The organism is Methanococcoides burtonii DSM 6242 (assembly GCF_000013725.1).
GTDB classification, from domain to species: domain Archaea; phylum Halobacteriota; class Methanosarcinia; order Methanosarcinales; family Methanosarcinaceae; genus Methanococcoides; species Methanococcoides burtonii.
On record NC_007955.1, the window covers coordinates 1,729,124 to 1,746,041 of the forward strand.

Genomic DNA, 16,918 nt, shown 5'->3' on the forward strand with positions numbered 1-16,918 from the left:
CACCTGCGATCAAATTCTATATGGCAACCTACTGCGAAGTTGTTAATGTATTAAAAAATAATTAGATGATAGAAGACGAATTTATTCGTCTTTCATCTTTTCCTTTAACAGGGTTTCAAGATCATCGATCTTCTTATGGAGAGCATCGATCTCTTCTTTTGTAGCAAGATCTGCCTTGCCAAAGACGTCCTGCACCTTTTCAGAAACTGCAGCTTCGAAGTCTTTCTGCTGTTGTTTTTGCTTTTCAACCAGATCCTCTACGAACTTCTTACCTTCTTCCTTGTTAAACTCCCCATCCTCAACAAGGTTCTTTACAAGCTCATCGACCTTCTCTTCGGTTATAGCGTACATACCTAAGCCAAAAAGGCCCAATTTCTTTATGCTATCGATCATCAAATTATAACCTCCCGTATAGAGTTTAACTTTATTATGATATATAGTTTGGTGAACCACTCCACGCTTACACATGGAGCTTCCTGCTTCATAGCCCGTTCCATCGAACGCAACTCCACAAGCCCTTCCCCTCGTTCCGAAGGTGCTTCAAATATTTAGTAGATTTTGATTTTGAAGTGCAAACTTCTTGACATTGATAGCGGCATTGATGTCCCTGTCGTGTTCTGTATTACATTCAGGACAGCACCAATCTCTATCTTTCAAAGTCATTTTATTGTTGTGGAAACCACAAACATTGCATAATTTTGAAGATGGCTCGAATTGACCTATCTTTAATAGTGTCTTTCTGTACCAATCAGCTTTATATTCGAGTTGTCTAAAAAACTCACTCCATGAAACATCACTGATTGCTTGTGCAAGACAATGATTTTTCAACATACCCGAAACATTCAAGGATTCTACTGCAATTGCTTGGTTCTCGCTTATCAGTTTAGAAGTAGTTTTGTGCAGAAAATCATTTCTTTGGTTTCGGATTTTTTCGTGAAGTTTTGCTACATTATGTCTGGATTTATTTCGGTTCTTTGAACCACTTTGTTTCTTACTCATTCGTTTTTGTAAGATTTTCATCCTATCCATACTATTTCTAAGGTGTTTGGGATTGTTAATTTTTTCACCATTGGAAAGTATAGCGAAGTTAGTAAGTCCAACATCTATTCCTAATGTTGTTCTATCTTCAAAAAACTGTTTTACAGGTAATTCTTTTCCATCATCTATAAGAATAATAAGATAGTATTTTCCAGTAGATGTTCTTGATACAGTAGCGGTTTTTAGTGTGCCTTCAAACTTCCGATGCAACTTTGCTTTTATCGGTTGTTTCAACTTCGGAAGTTTGATTGTATTAGTTTCAAAATCCACTGAATAATGTTGTGGTATCTGGAACGATTGTACGGAATTTTTCCTTGATTTGAAATTGGGAAATCCCTTCTTTTCCCTGAAAAAGCGAGTGAAAGCAGATTCGAGATTGATAAGCGTATTCAATAACGATTGAGAATTGACCTCTTTTAACCATTCATTGTTTGGTTTCAGGTCATGAACAAGTCGATGCTGTAATTCGAATCTCGACAAGTGTTCTTTATTGACTTCATACGCTTTGTTCTTCTGCTCTAAAGCCCAATTATACGTAAACCTGCACGCACCAATATGTTTCATAAGAATCTCGGATTGAGATTCAGAAGGATACAAACGGTATTTGTAGGCTTTTAGCATCAATATACGATATGTTTTAACAATATATCAATGTTCTGTAAAACAACGTTGTTTTGTAAATAGTACGGCTTTCATCCCACATCAAATCAAAGATTTAATGTGCATGTTAAATCTTCGATTTAACGTGCCTACCTTACGGAAGGGGACTTCTCGCCTGAAAGTTAAAAAACAAAAAGAGAGAAAAGAAGAAAGGATGCTCAAAGCAATAAAAGGAACGTTATTGTTCTGCAAGACCTTCAAGGGTGTTCTCAAGATAGGTTGCGCCACACATCTCAATGAACTTGCCACAAACATCCCTCGCATCGCCATCCATTATAATGGAACCATTTTCAAAAAGCACCGCACGGTGTGCCACTTCCTTGACAAAATCCATGTGATGACTGACAAGTACGATGGTAGTTCCAAAACGTGCGTTTATTCTCTTCAGGGAATTTGTGACATCCCTTAATGTCACAGGATCAAGGTCTCCGAATGGCTCATCGAGCATGAGGAACTCGGGTTCTGTTGCAAGAGCAAGAGCAATGTAAGCCCTTACATGTTCACCACCACTTATCTGATAGGTGGTCTTATCAAGAATGTCCAGTGAAAGGTCAAGTGCTTCAAATACCGGAATTGCATATTTGTCAACATCGGTGTTTGGTATAACAGGGAAAAGTTTGGAATAAACATCCATTGAAAGACGCATGCTGTTCAATGTATTCGTTCTTTCGATCTCACCCATATCTGGAAGTATGTAAATCTTGTCAAGCATCTCATCGGAGATACCCAGCTCCTGAGCCTTCTGACGTGCAAATTCAAGTGCACCATGCATCTTCATGCTTAGTCTGAAGCCTATCTGCCGGCGTACGGTAGAATGAGGGGAAAGTGAGAATTCCTGATGCATTATACTTATCTTCTTCCAAAGTTCCATACGCTGTCTGGCAAAACTGGATATGTTGACCCATTCGCCATCATGCAAATAGGAAACTGAACCTTCCTTTGGCTCTTTCAAACCTTCCATTATTTTCAAAAATGTGGTTTTGCCTGCACCGGAAGAACCTATGAAACTTACGATCTCGCCTTTATTTATCACAAGTGATTGGTCTTTAATATTAAGCACTTCACCGACACGCATCAGAACCAATCTTTTAGATATGTTCTCTGCCCTTATGCATGGGTTCTTCTCAGGTAATTCTGAGAGCTTTTCCTTCGGTTTAAGATCCTTTAAGAAGTTCTTTAGTACAGAGACAGGATTACCATCATCAACGACCTTGCCACCCTCGAGGTATATGACCCGGTCTGCAAGATAAGCATGTACTTCCGGAAGATGTGAAACTACGATAATAGGAATGTTCAGCCTGTCCTTGAGCTTAAGAATAACATCCATGATCTCCTGTTTGGTATCCGGTCCTGTCATGGTAACAGGTTCATCGAGTAACAGAAGACGAGGCTGTGCTGCAAGCTGACGGGCAATTATCAAACGCTGTTTTTCGCCTCCGCTCAGCACACTTGAGGAGTGAAGGGCTTTATGTTCAAGTCCTACCAGCCTTAGATATGCCATGGACCTCTCATACAGTTCATCGTAAAAGGGTGCATCCGGTTCCGGCATGCCCTCATGACCCCCATATTGAATGTTCAGCCTGCGGATTATATTTTCAATAGCAGGGCCTGCCCATAACCCAAAATTGCGCTGAAGATGAATAGCTGTACTTCTTCCGAGTAATTTCGCCCCTTCTGCACCCGAAAGCTCAGTAATGATGGAACCATCGATCTCAATACTACCATTGTTGAATGGTTCGGCTCCCCTCAAGATCTTGAGAAGGGTTGTCTTTCCACTGCCGCTCTTTCCTGTTATGCCGAGGATCTCTCCATCTGCCACATCAAAACTTATTCCGTTAAGGATACGGATTTTGTTTTCGCCAATTTCATAATCCTTTACAATATCAGAAACTCTGAGCATAAGTGAAAACTCCGTTAGAATTCAGGAGATCATTTCTTGATAGCAGAAACAATTTCTTCTATCTTTTTTCTGACATCATCCGTCTCTTCGACAATAGTACCGGTCACGATCATGTCAGCACCGGCATCAGCACAGATCTTTGCTGTTTTACCATCACGAATACCACCACCAACGATAAGTTTGTTATCGCCAAGAACGTGTTTTACCGCACCTATGGTTTCAGGAGTGATCGGCCGGTCTGCACCGGAACCCGCTTCAAGATACGTGTAATGCATACCCATGTATTTGCCTGCAAGAGAATAAGCAGCTGCAATCTCTGGTTTGTTGCGTGGAATGAGTTTCGCATCGCCTACCCAGCCAACGGTACCACCGGGCTCGGATATTATGTAGGCCATGGAGATAGGCTCTATTCCAGACTTATAGACAACAGGAGCGCCCATCACCTGATTCGTTATAATATAATTGATATCACGTGAATTAAGAAGGCTCATAAAAAAGATAGCATCAGCATGAGTACTCACGCCGCCGGCATTACCCGGAAAAAGAATAGTAGGAACATCGACCTGTTCCTTTATTTTGATCAGTGTCTGATCCAATGCAACGCCAACGGCTCCTGTAGAGCCACCGATCAGTATGGCATCCGTACCCCCAGCTACAGCCGCTTTTGCAATTTCTGCAGCGGCTTCCGGAGATTGTGATGCCGGATCGATAAGCGTTAAGTGAACTGTACCTTCGCGTTCTGCGATATCGTTGAGGTACTCTTCCACTTGCATTGTTAGGATCAGCCTCTTCTGACGTCCTTGTTTTTCACACGTAGATTTGTGTAACCGCACTTTCTACATCTTGTTGCCCTAACAGCATTGCGGGCACTGCACTTCATACAGATCTTCTTATTAAGGATCCTTTCTTCTGCTTCTGGGAATCTTGCCATGTTCTCACCTTGATTAATATTATTGAATATGTATGATAATATGTTAGTTAGAATGCGATATACATCAATATACCGGCTGGCTACATGCATTTCAAAACATATAACTGTTTTGGGATAGACAAAGCACATCCACAAAATAAATAATAGAAGATTTCAACTAAATGCAACAAACAAAGAACAAAAAAGAAGATGAATGGCAGCGAACAGACTCCGGCAGACCGGAGTGAAAGCAACTTCCCCAATAGACGACTCCCCAAAGTCACTCTGAAAGCGATTGCGATGATACCTTGCATGGTAATGGGATCTTACACCCAATGCGCATATCACCATCTAATCTACTGCCTCCCCATATCACTAATGATATGGTAATACTAAGTCTGACTCCATCATATTAATACTTACTTCAAATTTACAGAATGTACAAATATATTTCACATTGTTATTAACTGTTGAGACAAACTAATTAAAAAACTATCAAAAAAGAAAAGAAAGGACCATCAGGTCTTAACTTTTGAGTGCCGCGACAAGTAACTCGCGTGCCTGACGTGCATCTGCACGTCCTTTCGTCTTTTTCATGACCTGCCCAACAAGGAAATTGAGAGATTTTTCCGCCCCACCAAGATAATCCTGAACAGCAGCTTCGTTCTCAGCGATCGTTTCGGAAACGGCCTCTGTTACGACATCACCTTTCACCTTAAGCAGACCCTTTTCAGTAACAACCTCCATTGGAGTACCGCCATCATCAAGGATAGTCCTTATGACATCAACTGCACTCTGCTCTGTGACCTTATCCTCGACCACGAGCTTGATGATCTGAATAATATCGTCAGTTGTGAAAGAATCAACACTCAGATCCCTGTAATTCAGCTCACCTTTAAGCACATCGGCAACCCAGGTACCTGCCACACGAGGCTCCACAGCCGCTGCAACCACCTCATAGAAATCCGCCACGCGAATATCAGATGTCAGTGCCTTTGCGTGCATCTCGGTAATATCGTACTCTGAGATCAGCCTGGCACGTTTTGCATCAGGCAGTTCAGGCAATTCCTCACGGATAGCAGGAGCCCAGTCAGAAACTCTCATTGGAACGAGGTCAGGTTCAGGGAAATAGCGATAGTCATGTTCGCCTTCCTTGGTCCTCATAGAGATAGTAACTCCCCTTGCCTCATCGAAGTGACGGGTTTCCATAACGACCTCACCACCCCGTCTTAAGAGGTTCTTCTGTCGCATGATCTCATAGAGGATAGCACGCTCTGCACCCTTGTGGGATGAGATGTTCTTGACCTCTGCCCTCTGGCCACCCATGACGGAAACATTGGCATCCACTCTCATGGAACCTTCGAGATCGCCATTGAACACATCAAGATAGTCAAGGATATTCCTCAACTTATCGAGGTATCTGCGTGCTTCCTTCGGACTTCTCATATCCGGCTCAGAAACTATCTCGATAAGAGCCATTCCTGAACGATTGTAATCAATTAGAGTTCCCTTTGATTTATCAATACTGCCTATATGCACGAGCTTACCAGGATCTTCTTCCATATGTGCGCGAGTGATCCTTACCACATGCTCCCCATCCTCGCCCTCGATAACGACCTTGCCATTACCGACGATAGGGAAATCATACTGGGTCGTCTGGAAACCTTTTGGAAGATCAGGATAATAATAGTTCTTCCTGTGGAACTGGGTCTGTTCCACAACTTCACAATTAAGGGCCATACCTATCTTAATAGCAGATTCAACCGCTCTCTTGTTGATAACAGGAAGTGCTCCGGGAAGTCCCATACAGACCGGACAGACATGTGTGTTCGGCTCAGAATCATGATATTGTGTGGAACAGCCACAGAACATCTTGGTATTGAGATTGTTCAACTGAACATGGACCTCCAGTCCTACCATAACACCATCAGGATTTTCATATACCATTTAAGCCACCTCCCCCGGTCGTGCTTTATGATGATCGGTATTTTTCTCGAAAGAATATGCTGCACGGATAAGGGCTGCCTCATCGAAATGATTTCCTATGATCTGCAAACCTACAGGCAGACCATCAGAAGAACCACATGGAACCGAGATACATGGAACTCCGGCAAGGTTCATCGGAACAGTGTTCACATCGATCAGGTATTGGGACAATGGGTCCTCAACCATCTCACCGATCTTGAATGCAGGCAATGGCATCGTTGGAGCCATTAGAACATCGAAATTTGCAAATGCCCTGTCAAAGTCCTGTTTTACAAGTGTTCGCACTTGCAATGCCTTAAGGTAATACTTATCCTGATACCCGGCAGATAATGCATACGTTCCAAGAAGTATCCTGCGCTGCACCTCTTTGCCAAAGTTCTCTGCTCGTGTCTTTGATGCCATAACATGCCAGTTCTCACCATCGTTCCTCGGACCGTAGCGAGTACCATCGAAACGTGCAAGATTTGATGAAGCTTCGCTCATTGCTATGGTATAGTAAGCTGCAAGGGCGTACTTCGTGTTCGGCATAGAGACCTTCTCCCAGGAAGCGTCCATTTCCTCATACTTGTTGATCGCATCCCACACAGCATTCTCAGTACCACTGTCAACGCCTTCACCGAAATATTCATCCGGCACTCCGATCTTAAGACCTTTTACATCATCGATCAGTGCAGCCTGATGATCGATCTTTTTGTCAATGGAAGTGCTGTCACGAGCATCATACCCGCCAATAACATCCATAACGGCTGCGATATCCTCCACACAGGTCGCCATGGGACCTATCTGTTCGAGGGAATTAGCATACGAGATCAGACCATAACGAGAAACTGCACCATAGGTCGGTTTAAGACCCACGACACCACAAAAAGCAGCCGGACATCTTACAGAACCGCCAGTATCGGAACCAAGTGATATAGGAGCTTCACCTGCTGCAACCACTGCGGCACTGCCACCTGAAGAACCCCCAGGAACTCTCTCATGGTCCCATGGATTAAGAGTGACACCATAGCAGCTTGACTCGGTAGATGTACCCATGGCAAACTCATCCATGTTCGTCTTGCCTATGATGACCGCACCAGCTTCTTTCAATCTCTCGATAACATGTGCATCATAAGGAGGAACATAACCTTCCAGTATCTTCGAACTGCACGTTGTTGCAAGCCCTTTTGTAGAAATGTTATCCTTGATAGCAATAGGAACCCCGGCAAGAGGACCAGCGACTTCACCTTTATCGACCATCTTTGCAGTATCCAGTGCACCATCCGAGGTACAAGTATATCCATTGATACTACTTTTATCGATGAGCTCAAGGTATGAAGCGGTCACTTCTTCTGCGGAGGTCGCAGCAATTTTCTCTTTAACATCAGAAATGCTTAACCATTTAGTCATTCTCCACCTCAAATGATCCTCGGCGCTTTTATGTAGCCGTCCTTTTCTTCAGCAGTGTTCGCCAGCACATCTTTCTGGTCAAGTGACGGTTTGACAACATCCTCCCTGAATACATTCATGATGTCTGCCACATGGTATGTAGGTTCGACACCTTCAGTGTCCACTTCGTCAAGCTGACCAAAATAATCTAATACAGAACTTAACTTCACAGCGTAATCTTCTGCCTCTGCAGCACCTATCTCGATGCGGGCAAGCCATCCTACGTGTTCTACCTCATCTTTTGTGATCATAAGGAATTCCTCAGATAATTGGAATAATAAAACATAGTGTATTCTAATATGACTGATAGAAATCAAGTACTTAATATTAATATGTTGGGTTGGCCGAATAGATGAATAATAATGATTTGTGAAAATCAGTAAAAGGCAGATCAAAAAAGAAGGAAACTCCACATGGATAAAATATAGCATTTCATGAAAAGACTGATCCTTTGTGGAGATAGATATTAGATTTAAAGCAATTTATTCCCTGCATCCGGGCCAGGTGAACAGTCATAAACATCGGTTATCTTCATGATGAAAAGACTTTTTGCAGGAGCCTGTGCCATCTTAGAATGAACTATTTCCTGCATCTTTTCAAATTCAGGCCCACTTGTTTTTAACTCGACATCACCTTTGATCTGAAAAGAGCCATTTGTTTTGGGTCCCCAGATATAAATGGAAACCTTTGGATTCTCTATAATATTTAATAGTGTCTTTTGCATGAAATTATCTGCAATCCATATGGTACTGTCATCAATCAATGAGACGAATCCAATTGGAACTACGTTTGGAATCCCACCTTTAGAGGCAGTAGCAACAGGAAATACCTGTATTGTGTTGAATGCGGCTTTCATATCTTCTGTAAGTGTTACCATTTTGATCACCGCAGATACATAATACGTGCATGCAAATATAGTAAACTGTTATAAAAGTATACAAACATGAATTCAGATACACATTTATAACCAGAAAATAATCAAAACCCCAAGAGATCATGGTATTATGAGCAAACAAAAAGTGATATCAGAAGATATTTCCTTGTTGCGTGAGGAAATTACCGGTCTTCGTTCAGAACTTGATCGATTCAGGAACGAAGTTACCAGGAACCAGACCAATTCATTATTCAATGAATTCAGGAATCAGTTTGCTGTAGATTTTATTAATGGGTCTTTGGAGAACGCCTTTAGCCTCATTGGGAACGAAGCGAAGGAATGCCCCGGATGGGTGAAATGTGAACCGGTGTTCGTTAGCTTTTTTGAGCAATTAGTGAACTATGCCAGAAACGGTCAGGTCTCTGAAGAAAATATCTCAAAGATGCGCAGCAATTTTGATGAAATCAAGAAGCATGAAGGAACCGAGAACTGCTCCAACTGTTTGCAACAGGTTGAAGGATATTTCAATCAACAGGTAGGGCTGTTGCATACAATAGGTGTCTACCAGAGCGAAAGCGACACACGGTCACAGGTACAGAACCTTCATGTTGAGGATGTATCCAGCTTAATAGGGGATCCGTTAAGCAGCTCAGTGCGTGTCCAAATCTTAAAAGCATTGTACGAAGAAGGAAGATCGTTCACCGAACTTTCAAAACTTACAGAACTTCGAGGAGGAAATCTTCTTTTCCATCTGGAAAAACTGCAGAACAGAGGGATGATCAGGCAGCGTAGCGAACGGGGCGAATACCAGATAAGTGTACAGGGTTATGAAGCACTCAATTCAATAGCTGAACTTGTGGGAAAACTAGGGCTAAACTATAGCAAAATATGATACTTTGGCTATCTACCAGAAAGATGATCTGGAGTCAGGGCAGACATCACAAATAGAAAAGAAAGGAAGAAAATTTGATAATCATGCCCTATTTTCAACAGTTATCTATCACTGACCCGACAAATTTTCCCTTTTAAGTTACTTTTTTGAGATCAATCAAATGTTGTATCTTTTAAAAATCGAGTACATGAAGTACAATTAATATTATGAGCATACGCACCAAATCATTGATTAGATAATATATAAGTAGGAGAATGACTGATTGTTAATTAGGAAGGAAAAGAAAAGGTGGGATTTGTTATGAGAACATCGAACTTCAAACTAGAACTTGTGGATTCCATATGGGGAACCATTAAACTTTCTTTTGTGGAAGTTGAGGATACTGCAGAAAAGCCTCCTTAATACAGATCTGCTCCAAGGCAGGCGCATAGCAAAAGCATGACAGTATTGTGAAATAAGGACAAATAAAAAAAATCCATTCCGGAAATTTCCAGAACGGATGGATTCACAGGATGAACTGTAATAAGATATCGATCACAGCATGTCCTGCGCCTTATCTATTTTAAAAAGACGACTGTGGTCTATTTTTCCATCTGCACTTACATTTATAGAAAACGCCAGTGCAGAATCACTATTCTCGACCGGCTGTAAATATAGCAAGGTCATATCTTCCATGTAATCACCATCTTTTCAAACCTCCTCATTTTGCAATACTCCTTAATTGGGCCGGTTGTAGCCATGCCCGGAATAAATGCGATATAATCGATTTCTTTTGATGCTGCCATTCTCTTTCACTACAGAAGAGAAGACAACCGCAGGATCAATTCCCTTTTGTGGACTATACAGCAAGACATTGTTCAAAAGATTTTCACATTTCTCAACCATATTATTACCCTCCAAATACTGAATTTCATCCCCACTGCTTTTAAAAGCAGTACAGGAAAACCTAAAAAGCAGGGAATGTATGGATTTACACTTCGTAAGTTTCCACATAGTCCCAAACTAACCTTAAAACTAAGTTAGCTATCTCAATATAAATAGTATTGTAAAAGGATAACTTTTGTTATCTGAAAAGATAATATGCTGTGCAATATAATCAGCCACTTACAAAGAGATAAAGACTACAGCCACAAGAGCCAGAACAACACCCATCCATTGATTCAAAGCAAGTCTTTCTTTCAGAAATATCCATGCGAGCAACACAGTACTTGCAGGATAAAGAGATGCAACGACAGTGGCAATATCAACCCTTCCGACCTGAGAAGCAAGTGCAAAGAAAAGATTTCCTCCTGCATCGAATATTCCTGCAAGGATGATCAGCGGAAGAGCTCCACGAACAGGGATGTTCTTTGATCCAGTAAGGATTGCGATCAGCAGGATAGTTATGACAGAAGACGCCTTAGCGACCGTAAGAGGCCAGAACACAGCATCTTCACTGAACATATCAACAGAAATAAAGAAGATGCCAAACCCTACCCCTGCCAACAGAGGCAGCACAATATCCTGTCTCCTTATATCGCCATTATCATCACTGCTGCTTATCAACCACATTGCCACAAGTGCTACGACAAACCCTGTCATCTGATAGACCGACGGCAACCCTTCCTTAAGAGCACCATATATCACCGGCAAAGCTACCGTAACAATTGCAGAGACAGGAGCGACCACACCCATTTTCCCCTGCGAAAGAGCACGGTACAAAACGACAAGACCAAGGCTTCCCGCCACACCTGCAACAAAGCCCCAGAAGATGCCACCACCCTGTGGAAACTGTTCGGAGAAAACGATAGCCAGTATTGGAAGCAGGATCAGACCTACAGCCTGCATTAGAATGACGACATAATACTCATTGGTACGCTTTGAAGCAAAGCCACCTCCGAAATCAGCTGCACCCCATACTGCAGCTGAAGCAAGACCTAAGAGAATGACAAGGAACTCAGCTGGGATCATTTTAGTAACTCCTGATAAAGTATAGGGGGTTTCCGGCTAGATTCCCTCATTTCTATAAATAGATTATCACAAGAGAAATATTAAGAATCGATGCCAGGACATTGTTCATTGACAGCAGGTATCAACAAAGAAACTGGCTCTATATATATCAGTATCATTAATGTATCTAATATCCTAATGATACTTAACTGATGCACTAAAAAGGAGAGAAAAAAAATGTATTGCTATCAATGTGAAGAAACTATTAACGGACAATCCTGTACCAAAGCCGGAGCATGCGGAAAGACAGCGAATGTTGCAGACCTTCAGGACCAACTTACATACATCCTCAAGGGGATCGCATATTATAATCAGAAAGCAAGGGAGAATGGGATAAAAGACAAAAATGTCGATAGCTTCCTCATGAAAGCACTATTCTCAACTGTCACTAACACTAATTTCAGTTCAAGTGACTTTAATAAGTTCATCAATGAAGGCATCTCACTGAGAGAGAGCATCAAAAAGAACCTCACAACAAGGAAAATCAACCTTGGAAAAACAAAGGACATGTCCTTCGGTGAAAAGGTAAAAACAACCCTTGGAGTAAGCCATCCTGAGACAAGGTTCACCATCCCGGAAGCTGCAATAATCAATACTGAAGCATTGAAGACAGCAAGCGTAGGAGTTCTTAATACCCAGAACGAAGACATCAGATCCCTCAGAGAGCTGCTGGTCTACGGTTTGAAAGGTCTGGCTGCATATGCACACCATGCAGAAGTTCTTGGATACACCGATGAGACACTATCCGAGTTCGCCGAAAAGGCACTTGCTTCAACCCTTGATGACAGCCTGAGTGTTGATGATCTAGTAGGACTTGTCCTCGAATGTGGAAAATATGGTGTCAATGTAATGGCGCTTCTTGACAAGGCAAATACGTCCACCTATGGCAATCCTGAACCAACGGAAGTTTTCCTGGGCACAAGGGACAATCCGGGTATCCTCATTAGTGGACATGACCTTAAGGACATGGAACAGTTGCTCAAACGGACCGAAGGCACTGGTGTCGATGTTTATACCCACGGCGAAATGCTTCCTGCAAACTACTATCCAGCATTCAAGAAATATGACCACTTTGTCGGAAACTATGGCGGTTCATGGTGGAACCAGAAGAACGAATTCGAAACGTTCAATGGTCCTATACTCATGACAACAAACTGTCTTGTCCCTCCAAAAAACAGTTACATCAACAGAGTCTACACCACAAGCGTAGTCGGTTTCGATGGGGTCAAACACATCGATGCTAAAGAGGATGGCACAAAGGACTTCTCCGCCATAGTAGAACAGGCAATTGCATGCCAGCCCCCAAAACAACTTGAAGACGGCACAATAGTTGGCGGATTCGCACATGCTGCTGTTCTCTCCGTAGCTGATAAGGTCATCGAAGCTGTAAAGGCCGGAAAGATCACACGCTTTATCGTCATGGCAGGCTGTGACGGAAGGCATAAGGAAAGGGATTACTACACCAAATTTGCAGAAGCCCTTCCTGAGAGTGCGGTCATCCTGACAGCAGGTTGTGCAAAATACCGTTACAATAAACTGAACCTTGGTGACATCGATGGGATCCCAAGGGTCCTGGATGCAGGACAGTGTAATGACTCGTATTCCCTTGTGGTCATTGCACAGAAGCTTGCCGAAGCTTTCGGCCTTGAGGACATAAATGACCTGCCAGTATCATACAACATCGCATGGTATGAACAAAAAGCAGTACTTGTCCTGCTTGCACTGCTCCACCTCGGTGTCAAGAACATAACACTTGGACCGACACTGCCGGCATTTGTGTCCCCGAATGTACTCAATGTACTCGTTGAGAACTTTAACATTGCACCCAACACAACCGTTGAAGAGGATCTGACGAGGCTACTCTAAGCCTTTTCTTCCTTTTCAACCCCCATTCATTATATCCACCCATTACTTCTTTTTTTATTTTTATATGATATCAAAAAGTTTCACTAATTCTTTTATACCAACATCGACCACATTATTAATGTGAGAAAATGTTCAACTTGACCAATTACAACAAAAATATGATGATACTACTTCTTATTACAGCCACACTGTTCACGATGATCGGGACTGCAATGGTACTGTTAGACTATAATTACTACAATGGCCTGCAATATCTGGCAACAGCACTGGCTTTCTTTACAACAGCGTATATTATCAAAGTAGGAAAAGTTGATCTAGATAGTGCTACGGACAACAACCACACCCAAATCATGGCAGGCTTTATGATCACAGTTGTTGCCTTGACCATTACATTTGTTGCCCTGAGCATCAAAGGTCTTTTCTGGGCGGTAGGAATTACTGTATTCATAATAGGTATGTATAACATCTACAAAAAGTGAAATGCTTCAATTGATGATAGCTTTCGAAAAACTGATATATCCCGGTGGCAATAGCCAGCGAAGCATAAAAACAAAAGAACATGGCGATCAACGATGAAACCTGAAATAAAAGCTGAACTCCTTGCTATTGGAAGCCTTGACATAGAACAATCCCTTCTGGGTAAGATAACAGTACCGACTGCCGGTCCCGGAGCAGGGAAGACCGCTTTTTTCTTCCGTTCAGGCAACCAGAGGGTCAGGCTGGCTTTGAACAAGGAGTCTCCACTCAAAGCGACTGAAGAAGGAAATGATATAGTCATATTGAAAGATGGAAAGGAGCTTGCAAGAGGCCAGATAGAAGATGAGCTTATTCACTGCCCTGACCAGGCATATATCAATATGACAGAGAAGTGCATCTACGATTGTAAGTTCTGTCCGGTCCCTAAGCTTAACGGCAAAGTGAAGACAATAGAAGAGATTACAGAGCTTATCGGGAAAGCAAATGCCAGCGGTAAAATGAAAGCTATTTCGATAACATCCGGCGTGGATGAATCCACGGAAAAGGAACTTGACAGAGCACTGGAAGTCATTGATGCCGTGAAGCATTACAATGTGCCCATAGGTGTTGCCATTTATGCGACCCCGGATTCTAACAAAAGATTGAAAGCTGCCGGCGTGGACGAAATAAAATATAATGTCGAAACAATGGACAGACCGATCTACAGGGAGGTCTGCGGAGACCAGGACCTTGAACCGATACTGGATGCACTAAGAGAAGCTGTTGAAATGTTCGGCAAGAACAAGGTCTGTGCGAATTTCATAATTGGTCTTGGGGAAACCGATGAAAGTGTCGAAAGAGGAATACGTGAACTGACCGCAATTGGAGTTGTGCCCATATTGAGACCTGCGAGCAAACATCCATTGCGTGAGGGAGAAGTGTTCATAGAAAGACCTTCAAAGGAAAGGTTGCTCAAGCTTACAAAGCTGCTTCGTGAGGTACTGGACGAATACGGACTCCGTGCTGACACTTTCAAAACAATGTGCCTGCCATGTACAGGCTGTGACCTGAATCCACACAGTGATTTCGTAGAAGAATAACTTAAAGAATGTCATGACAACTGAGCAAAACGATGCCACATTCGAAGCATCCATAGAAATGACCGAGAAGGACCTTGAATTTGCAAACCCTCCAATTTCAATGGAGAGCATCGTTAGCACATTCAAGAAGTATGACCTTCGATACATCGTCATTTTTGCAAATAACATGTTCTATGTTGCGCAACAGGACCTGCAGCCATATCATCCCATGTATGCAGATGACTCATATCCTGAAGACATCGAGCAAATATTCAACCTTATGACCGTTGAGAGAATACGGAAAATAGAATATATCAACGGAGTGCTCAAAAGAAGTCCCATAGAAGAACATCCTGATGGTTGAAGACCAGTAGTTCCGATTAGGTGTAGTTCCGAATGAACGTATCCACCTTTCTTCCTTTTGTCCAAATTTATTTTTAAAAATAATGCACATACCACTCACATGTACCTGATCCATTCAAAATTATGCATAAACATTGCCCTTATTTTTCACATGTGCATTTAATTTTATATAGCTTACGCTAACCAATTTTCTCAATTTTACCTGTTCTATTCTGGTTATATTTTCATTAATCGTTTACGTAGCACTCGTTTTTGCTCTCTATTATATGTCTTAAAACAATCCAAAAATAATTGAACTGAAACTCTACTCAATGATTTAAATCCATATCTCAAAATTTTGATTATTTCTTCATTAATTGATGATTTTAGTTCGTATGCTGTAATTTTTAGAACAGATTTTAGCATATTCAAAATGTTGTACATTATACATTGAATCACAAAGAACAGTGCTCTTGCTACAGGCGATACTGTACATGTACGTATTTTGAAGTCGTTTTTCACCCTATATCCCGTTTCTATGTTCCATCTTTTTTTATATTCCTCAGGAACATTCTTTATAAATTCCCCACTTGACAACACTTTTTTATTTGTTGCAAATAAAACATACCCTTTCTCTTTGCCATACATTGCCACAATATTGAAAGTAGGCCCTCTCTTCCGAAATTGATATTCAAGAACATTAGAGCATTTCCCATACTTCTTTTCGTGTTCTTCAAGTATCCGTTTGATCCTTTTGTTTGATTTTGCAGCGATGACATAATCCACTTTTTGATTATCCAACTCAGAAGTCACATCTAAATTGAAAAATTCTCGATCCATAAAAACGGTGCCAATCTTAACCCCAATTTTACCAACTCTTTCAATCAATGATTCTATAAGGATAGAATGATTTTTGCATAATCCATTTATGTCAATTACATCCAGAGTAAGTTTATTCTTCCCAATGATGTCTAAAGTACAAAACGAACGACCCCATGAAGTTCCATTTTTTGGTTTTATACCTCTCACTCCTGCACTATTTTTGTCGCCATAATATGGAATATCATGAAAATCAATCGCAATGTCTTGAACTGTATTTTCAAATTTCATCATTTTTAAAATCTCAAAACTCATATTCCTGAATTTATGAAGAATATCTTCCACATTATTGTACATGATATATTCGAAAATGGTATAATCGGATGGTATTTTTTTGAGTAGAGCTTTTAAATATTAAATCATTACTTACCGATTCAAGAGAGTTAGTAGAGGATGTTGCGACATATAGCATGACTGTGGCAACATCTTGGCAATCAAATATTACATTTGATGGCAAGGTCATTATATCATTTTTACTAAACAATTCTTATGACACGGCTAGTAAGTTGGCAGTGTTTCCAAAATTCATGGAGTTGTTTTTTGTTATCGCATAGAACAATTCCATGTTTTTAGAAAAAGTGTTTTTGATAAAATCATTGTAATTGGATAGCATAAGCTT

Annotated in this window: 17 protein-coding genes and 1 pseudogene; 5 read left to right on the forward strand and 13 right to left on the reverse strand. The window is 41.4% G+C overall.

What is annotated here, in order from left to right; translation table 11 throughout:
- Positions 1-81 precede the first annotated feature (81 nt).
- From MBUR_RS08495 to MBUR_RS08535, 9 genes are all read right to left on the reverse strand, one after another.
- Positions 82-393 (reverse strand): phasin family protein, encoded by a 312-nt coding sequence (locus MBUR_RS08495; RefSeq protein WP_048063329.1) that lies wholly within the window; start codon positions 391-393, stop codon positions 82-84.
- A 147-nt stretch (positions 394-540) separates the two neighbouring features.
- Entirely contained in the window at positions 541-1,659 is a 1,119-nt protein-coding gene (gene tnpB / locus MBUR_RS08500; protein WP_011499693.1) for an IS200/IS605 family element RNA-guided endonuclease TnpB, read from the reverse strand.
- A 217-nt stretch (positions 1,660-1,876) separates the two neighbouring features.
- Positions 1,877-3,598 carry an ATP-binding cassette domain-containing protein gene (locus MBUR_RS08505; protein ID WP_011499694.1) on the reverse strand — a complete coding sequence of 574 codons (1,722 nt, stop codon included), beginning with the start codon at positions 3,596-3,598 and terminating at the stop codon, positions 1,877-1,879.
- 29 nt (positions 3,599-3,627) lie between these two features.
- Positions 3,628-4,371 carry a geranylgeranylglyceryl/heptaprenylglyceryl phosphate synthase gene (locus MBUR_RS08510; RefSeq protein ID WP_011499695.1) on the reverse strand — a complete coding sequence of 248 codons (744 nt, stop codon included), beginning with the start codon at positions 4,369-4,371 and terminating at the stop codon, positions 3,628-3,630.
- 8 nt (positions 4,372-4,379) lie between these two features.
- Positions 4,380-4,529, reverse strand: coding sequence for a 50S ribosomal protein L40e (locus MBUR_RS08515; protein ID WP_011499696.1), 150 nt, complete (start codon positions 4,527-4,529; stop codon positions 4,380-4,382).
- A 504-nt stretch (positions 4,530-5,033) separates the two neighbouring features.
- On the reverse strand, positions 5,034-6,455 hold the full coding sequence (gene gatB, locus MBUR_RS08520; protein WP_011499697.1) for an Asp-tRNA(Asn)/Glu-tRNA(Gln) amidotransferase subunit GatB: 1,422 nt from the start codon (positions 6,453-6,455) through the stop codon (positions 5,034-5,036).
- A complete protein-coding gene (gene gatA, locus MBUR_RS08525; RefSeq protein ID WP_011499698.1) occupies positions 6,456-7,883 on the reverse strand; it encodes an Asp-tRNA(Asn)/Glu-tRNA(Gln) amidotransferase subunit GatA in 1,428 nt (475 codons plus the stop codon). It abuts the gene before it with no gap.
- Positions 7,884-7,891: 8 nt separating this feature from the next.
- A complete protein-coding gene (gatC, locus tag MBUR_RS08530) occupies positions 7,892-8,173 on the reverse strand; it encodes an Asp-tRNA(Asn)/Glu-tRNA(Gln) amidotransferase subunit GatC (RefSeq protein WP_011499699.1) in 282 nt (93 codons plus the stop codon).
- Between the two features lie 221 nt (positions 8,174-8,394).
- Positions 8,395-8,799, reverse strand: a complete 405-nt coding sequence (locus MBUR_RS08535; RefSeq protein ID WP_011499700.1) for a pyridoxamine 5'-phosphate oxidase family protein — start codon at positions 8,797-8,799, stop codon at positions 8,395-8,397.
- A 127-nt stretch (positions 8,800-8,926) separates the two neighbouring features.
- Here MBUR_RS08535 and MBUR_RS08540 point away from each other — a divergent pair, with 127 nt between their 5' ends.
- Positions 8,927-9,688 carry a winged helix-turn-helix domain-containing protein gene (locus MBUR_RS08540; RefSeq protein ID WP_011499701.1) on the forward strand — a complete coding sequence of 254 codons (762 nt, stop codon included), beginning with the start codon at positions 8,927-8,929 and terminating at the stop codon, positions 9,686-9,688.
- A gap of 534 nt (positions 9,689-10,222) precedes the next feature.
- Here the strand turns inward: MBUR_RS08540 and MBUR_RS14160 are convergent.
- From MBUR_RS14160 to MBUR_RS08550, 3 genes are all read right to left on the reverse strand, one after another.
- Positions 10,223-10,363, reverse strand: coding sequence for a hypothetical protein (locus tag MBUR_RS14160; protein ID WP_198003729.1), 141 nt, complete (start codon positions 10,361-10,363; stop codon positions 10,223-10,225).
- A complete protein-coding gene (locus MBUR_RS14575; protein ID WP_269479022.1) occupies positions 10,351-10,473 on the reverse strand; it encodes a hypothetical protein in 123 nt (40 codons plus the stop codon). The genes MBUR_RS14160 and MBUR_RS14575 overlap by 13 nt, the downstream gene beginning before the upstream one ends.
- Positions 10,474-10,792: 319 nt before the next feature.
- Entirely contained in the window at positions 10,793-11,638 is an 846-nt protein-coding gene (locus MBUR_RS08550) for a DMT family transporter (protein WP_011499702.1), read from the reverse strand.
- 216 nt (positions 11,639-11,854) lie between these two features.
- On the opposite strand from MBUR_RS08550, the gene hcp reads away from it, so the two are divergent.
- The 4 genes from hcp (at position 11,855) to MBUR_RS08570 (ending at position 15,442) form a co-directional block, all read left to right on the forward strand.
- Complete coding sequence (gene hcp / locus MBUR_RS08555; RefSeq protein WP_011499703.1) at positions 11,855-13,543, forward strand: hydroxylamine reductase; 1,689 nt, start codon at positions 11,855-11,857, stop codon at positions 13,541-13,543.
- Between the two features lie 158 nt (positions 13,544-13,701).
- Entirely contained in the window at positions 13,702-14,022 is a 321-nt protein-coding gene (locus MBUR_RS08560; protein WP_157196687.1) for a hypothetical protein, read from the forward strand.
- A 93-nt stretch (positions 14,023-14,115) separates the two neighbouring features.
- Entirely contained in the window at positions 14,116-15,099 is a 984-nt protein-coding gene (locus MBUR_RS08565) for a radical SAM protein (protein WP_011499705.1), read from the forward strand.
- Positions 15,100-15,112: 13 nt separating this feature from the next.
- The gene (locus MBUR_RS08570; protein WP_011499706.1) at positions 15,113-15,442 is read left to right on the forward strand and encodes a hypothetical protein; all 330 of its coding nucleotides are present in this window, start codon (positions 15,113-15,115) and stop codon (positions 15,440-15,442) included.
- A gap of 215 nt (positions 15,443-15,657) precedes the next feature.
- Here the strand turns inward: MBUR_RS08570 and MBUR_RS13515 are convergent.
- A pseudogene (locus MBUR_RS13515) lies at positions 15,658-16,864 on the reverse strand (ISH3 family transposase).
- Positions 16,865-16,918 lie beyond the last annotated feature (54 nt).

Bases quoted from the DNA above. Each gene is read 5' to 3' on its own strand.
- MBUR_RS08495 (WP_048063329.1), bottom strand. From the start codon at position 393: ATGATCGATAGCATAAAGAAATTGGGCCTTTTTGGCTTAGGTATGTAC.
- tnpB (WP_011499693.1), bottom strand. From the start codon at position 1,659: ATGCTAAAAGCCTACAAATACCGTTTGTATCCTTCTGAATCTCAATCC.
- MBUR_RS08505 (WP_011499694.1), bottom strand. From the start codon at position 3,598: ATGCTCAGAGTTTCTGATATTGTAAAGGATTATGAAATTGGCGAAAAC.
- MBUR_RS08510 (WP_011499695.1), bottom strand. From the start codon at position 4,371: ATGCAAGTGGAAGAGTACCTCAACGATATCGCAGAACGCGAAGGTACA.
- MBUR_RS08515 (WP_011499696.1), bottom strand. From the start codon at position 4,529: ATGGCAAGATTCCCAGAAGCAGAAGAAAGGATCCTTAATAAGAAGATC.
- gatB (WP_011499697.1), bottom strand. From the start codon at position 6,455: ATGGTATATGAAAATCCTGATGGTGTTATGGTAGGACTGGAGGTCCAT.
- gatA (WP_011499698.1), bottom strand. From the start codon at position 7,883: ATGACTAAATGGTTAAGCATTTCTGATGTTAAAGAGAAAATTGCTGCG.
- gatC (WP_011499699.1), bottom strand. From the start codon at position 8,173: ATGATCACAAAAGATGAGGTAGAACACGTAGGATGGCTTGCCCGCATC.
- MBUR_RS08535 (WP_011499700.1), bottom strand. From the start codon at position 8,799: ATGGTAACACTTACAGAAGATATGAAAGCCGCATTCAACACAATACAG.
- MBUR_RS08540 (WP_011499701.1), top strand. From the start codon at position 8,927: ATGAGCAAACAAAAAGTGATATCAGAAGATATTTCCTTGTTGCGTGAG.
- MBUR_RS14160 (WP_198003729.1), bottom strand. From the start codon at position 10,363: ATGGAAGATATGACCTTGCTATATTTACAGCCGGTCGAGAATAGTGAT.
- MBUR_RS14575 (WP_269479022.1), bottom strand. From the start codon at position 10,473: ATGGCAGCATCAAAAGAAATCGATTATATCGCATTTATTCCGGGCATG.
- MBUR_RS08550 (WP_011499702.1), bottom strand. From the start codon at position 11,638: ATGATCCCAGCTGAGTTCCTTGTCATTCTCTTAGGTCTTGCTTCAGCT.
- hcp (WP_011499703.1), top strand. From the start codon at position 11,855: ATGTATTGCTATCAATGTGAAGAAACTATTAACGGACAATCCTGTACC.
- MBUR_RS08560 (WP_157196687.1), top strand. From the start codon at position 13,702: ATGATGATACTACTTCTTATTACAGCCACACTGTTCACGATGATCGGG.
- MBUR_RS08565 (WP_011499705.1), top strand. From the start codon at position 14,116: ATGAAACCTGAAATAAAAGCTGAACTCCTTGCTATTGGAAGCCTTGAC.
- MBUR_RS08570 (WP_011499706.1), top strand. From the start codon at position 15,113: ATGACAACTGAGCAAAACGATGCCACATTCGAAGCATCCATAGAAATG.